Source organism: Spiroplasma endosymbiont of Megaselia nigra, from assembly GCF_003987485.1.
In the GTDB taxonomy this organism is placed as follows: domain Bacteria; phylum Bacillota_I; class Bacilli_A; order Mycoplasmatales; family Mycoplasmataceae; genus Spiroplasma.
In genome coordinates this window covers 1-4,324 of record NZ_RCOO01000092.1, presented here as the reverse complement: position 1 = coordinate 4,324, position 4,324 = coordinate 1, and the positions used below count along the sequence as shown (strand labels likewise).

General features: G+C 23.9%; 6 protein-coding genes. 3 read left to right on the top strand and 3 right to left on the bottom strand.

Translation table 4 applies throughout. From position 1 onward, the window contains the following. Nucleotides 1-1,486 (top strand): hypothetical protein (locus D9R21_RS07145; protein WP_158613891.1); only part of this gene is annotated, 1,486 nt, incomplete at its 5' end. 45 nt (nucleotides 1,487-1,531) lie between these two features. Here the strand turns inward: D9R21_RS07145 and D9R21_RS08545 are convergent. From D9R21_RS08545 to D9R21_RS04540, 3 genes are read right to left on the bottom strand one after another with little or no spacing between them, the layout of a single operon-like run. Next, nucleotides 1,532-1,654 (bottom strand): hypothetical protein, encoded by a 123-nt coding sequence (locus D9R21_RS08545; RefSeq protein WP_255416617.1) that lies wholly within the window; start codon nucleotides 1,652-1,654, stop codon nucleotides 1,532-1,534. Nucleotides 1,655-1,699: 45 nt separating this feature from the next. Then, nucleotides 1,700-1,960 (bottom strand): hypothetical protein, encoded by a 261-nt coding sequence (locus D9R21_RS04545; RefSeq protein WP_126821274.1) that lies wholly within the window; start codon nucleotides 1,958-1,960, stop codon nucleotides 1,700-1,702. Between the two features lies 1 nt (nucleotide 1,961). Beyond that, complete coding sequence (locus D9R21_RS04540; protein WP_158613890.1) at nucleotides 1,962-2,732, bottom strand: ParA family protein; 771 nt, start codon at nucleotides 2,730-2,732, stop codon at nucleotides 1,962-1,964. Nucleotides 2,733-3,386: 654 nt separating this feature from the next. Between D9R21_RS04540 and D9R21_RS04535 the strand changes: the two genes are divergently transcribed. Together D9R21_RS04535 and D9R21_RS04530 are read left to right on the top strand one after the other, a co-directional pair. Beyond that, on the top strand, nucleotides 3,387-3,758 hold the full coding sequence (locus tag D9R21_RS04535; protein ID WP_126821273.1) for a hypothetical protein: 372 nt from the start codon (nucleotides 3,387-3,389) through the stop codon (nucleotides 3,756-3,758). A gap of 301 nt (nucleotides 3,759-4,059) precedes the next feature. Beyond that, nucleotides 4,060-4,324: lipoprotein (locus D9R21_RS04530; protein ID WP_158613889.1), on the top strand; the 265-nt coding region annotated here is incomplete at its 3' end.

Below are 4,324 nucleotides of genomic sequence, written 5' to 3'. Positions count from 1 at the left end.
CGATGTTTCATCTAACATTTTACGAAGATATGCCAACACCCACGAAGATACTACATTTGGCGATACAATTAATGTCTGTAATTATTTATATGATAAATATGGGATTGATATAGGGCCTGACAATGAAAATGGTATTGTTTGACCTAAAAATGTTAAAGAAGGTGGCGAAATTGTTTTTCCTAGTTGTGTTCGCATTGCTTTTGCGGGTTATGCTAATGGTAATAAAATTATGGGAAAAGTTGGTAAAGGTAGCGGTATTATATCGGCATGAACTGACGAAATGATACATGCTGAAGAAAAAGAAATCTTAACTGACAAAGAACTAGATAAAAGATATAATAATTTAAGAGTTTCAATGTTTCGTTCAAAAAGTTTAAAAGTGTCTTACGAAAAATACATTGATGAAAATTATAATGAACAATATAATTTAGATAATCCTATTCCAGTAAAAGAATTATCTTGAACATTTCAAGAATGAGACAACATAACAAAACAATACACAACAGTAACAACATATTTTCATAAAACATATTCTAATCAATTTACTTTTAACCCTTTTGATAAACACCATGTCTTTTATGAAAAATTTTTAACCCCATACTTACCTTTAAATGAAAAAATTAAAAATATTTTAAAAGAACACAATCAAGTATATTCAGAAAACAAACAAGCATTTAATGGTTTGGGTATTTTTAATCTGCGATTAACAATGGGTGCTGTTTGAAATAAAATACCTAATATTACTAAAAAACTTGTTTTAACAAATAAAGAAGAACGACCTGATTTATTTGAACTTGAATACTACGGTTTTGAATATAATGATAATGACCCCAGTATTTATGTTTTACGAAATTATCGTAAATATATTAAAAAATATAATTTACAAGATTTTTATAATTCCAATACAAAACAGTATCAATTTGATAGTTATTCAATTGGTATTGATTATGCTAATGGTAGTGAAGACCATACGGTGTTTTTATTTAGTGGTTATAAAATTAATGAAAATAATGCATATGATAAATATTTAATTGAAGAGAATGTTGTTACACCAAAAAACGCAATGAATTTAAATGAAATAGTTGAACATTACGGACAATGAATAATTAATACATTTGATAAATTTGCTGGTTTTGAATATGCTACATTTCATTATGATATTAATGCCCACGACTTTATGCAAAAATTACAAGAAGATATTTATCCTTATTTGGAATATAAAATTAAAATGTTTAAAGCCAAAAAACATCAAACATCACTAAATAAAGAAGCAGGCATAATAAATCGTGTAACATGAATAAGAAAAATGTTTGTTCAAGGCAAAATATACGGCACGTTAGATAACTTTCCGTTTTTGGATAAGTGCATTATTGAATTAAGATTTAGTGATACCAAAACAAATACACCCGATAGTAAAATGTATCATGACCCGTATGATGCTTTGTTTTATGGTTCTTATCCGTATCGTTTTAAAATGCTAATATAAAAAATTGCTTTTAATTAAAAGCAATTTTAATCTTTTAGTATTAAATTATTTACCACATTTTCTATTGCCGTCATTGATAGTAAATCATTTGTCATCTATCTTTTGAATAACAAAATTACAATTCTCACATTTACTTAAATCTTCATCTAAACTTATTAATTTATGCATAATATTTCTACTTTCTTTTAATAAAATTTTTTTAATTATATTAATTTATAATTGGTCAATTAATTGTTCAAATAAAGCTGATATAGATAATTTATTTTCAAAAGCAATGCGTTTTACTTTTTCATATTTATCAGGTAATAAAGTTAAATTAACATGTTGTTTTTTGCCACCTTTATTAATTTTTATTGTCTTTTCTTTTGATTGTTCTTTTTCAAAATAATTGTCTTTATTTAATAAAGTTTTGGATACATCTTTTCCTATTGTTCCTATTTTACTTTGTGAAAAAATACTTTTTCTTTCTGCCATATTAAATTATTCCCTTCTCTTTTAAATTAGTTACTATTTTAATGTATGGGTTTTCTTCTATTTTTATTATTTTTACAACAGGAATTCCAGTAATCTCACTTGCTTTAAAAACTTGTTTTTTTCTAATCTCTTGTGATATTGTAATTGTTTTTAAATTGCTTTGTTTTATTTCATTAATAAAGTCTTTTGAAATTGAATATGTATCAAAATTATTTAATATTATAGCCTTAATATTATTATCAATTTCCAAATCTAATGAAATTTGTTCTCACATATTGCCTACTATATCTAAAGCTCTTAATGAGTGTACAGAATTATCTGAAACTAATATAATACTATCAGCTACTGCATAAGCATTAATATTAGTAATATTTAAACTTGGGTTTGTATCAATCAAAATATAATCATATTTGTTTAATAAAAAATCTTTGTTTTTATTAATATATTTTATAAGTTTAGTTTCTCTAGATATTTCATTAAATAATTTTACTTCTAAACTAGACATTCCAATGTTGGTTGGTATTATATCTAAATTATTAATTTCAGTTTTTAATATCAATTCTTTAATATTTTTTTCTTGATTTAAAAACATATTAATAGCTAACGGCTCAAGTATATCCATTTGAACACATTGAGTTAAGTTTCCTTGTGGATCTAAATCAATTAATAATATTTTCTTATTTTCTTTTATTGATAAATAACCTGCTAAATTAAAAGTAAAGTTTGTTTTTCCGACCCCACCCTTTAATGCTCCTATTGTAATAATTTTCATTTTATTTCCTTTCTTATAAGTATTTTAATACTTAGTATTATACTTATTTATGTATTATTATACTTAAAATTATAAGTACGTAAACACTTATTTATGTATTATTATACTTATTAATATAAGTATTTAATAAAATTACGCATTTATAACATTTTTTTATATAAACCTATATATAAAAATAATTTTCAATGCGTTACAGACGATGATTTTTATTTCTTTATAAAAATCATTATTTTATATGATGTAATTAGTTTAGTTTTGTTCATTAATTTAAATATAAAAAATGCAATTTTGGGCGAGCGGTTGATTTTCTTAAATTTTTGTGATAAAATGGCTTACAAGTTAAAAAAAGTTTTGAGATTCTTTCAAACAAATTTGGGAACCTTTATAAAATTCTTCGCTTAACGCTTAGAATTTTTCCCAATTATTTTGAAAAGCGCGGCAAAAGTTTTTTTAAACTTTAAGGCATTTTTCATAAAATTATGGAAATCACCGCGAGCCCAGATTTAGTACAATATAATCACAATAATAATCATTTAAATAGCTTCTTTTCTAAAATAGAAACATTTAAAAATACTTGACTTGTATATATATCTATATATAATGTTAATTGGTCTTTGTAAAAAAAGTTTCAAGACAAAGAAAGGAAATATATAAATGAAAAAACTTTTAAGTTTATTAAGCATATTAACTATTAGTGGAACTGCTGTACCAACAACAATTGCTGCCAGTTCTTATCAAAAAGAAGAAATTATCAAAAATGGTTATATTAACTATCAACAAACAAATAATTCAGAAAATTTAAAAAGAAATAAAAGAGATTGCACTGCCAATGCTTGATCTGGCGCACTTGGTGGGTTGTACTGCGGAGGAGAAAAATCCCCAGAAGGTTATAATAAATTTCTTAAAGTGGTTGTAAAATATACTACTGTTGCTGCTTGTGGTGCATTAGGTGGTATTGTTTCTGGTGGCGCAGCGGCGGGTGGAACTGCAGTATTGTGTCAAATTGGAGCTGATCATAATAGTTAAAATAAATTAAAAAGTAGAAATAATGGTAATTTTATTTCTACTTTTTAATAAAAAAACAAACAATATATAAAATAAAAAGTAATATATTAATTTTACACTCAATTTTATAAATTTATACACAAAAAAAATCTTTAATTTTGTAGGAAATTATTAGTATTTTAATAAAACCTTAATTTTGTTGTTTTTTATAAAAATAGTGCTTTGATAAATTCTTATGTTTTATGATGATTTTTGACATCATTAAGATTTTTTACAAAATTAAAAAAATTTTAAATAAAATATAAAAGGAAAAAATAATATAATGAAAAAGATATTAAGTATTTTAGCAACATTTACTTTAATAGGAACAAGTACAATCAGTTTGGTTGCTTGTAATACATCGCTACAATACAACGGAAAAGAATTGGCAGATTTAAAAGAAAAAAATAATATAAAAACAAAAGATGGTATTTTAGAATGAATAGCACCACAAGAAAAACCGTTTAATGAAGTAGATAATAAATGATATTTTGTGATATGGCATGGTAATGGAACTGATGATTGAAAAATTATTAAATTTAAATATG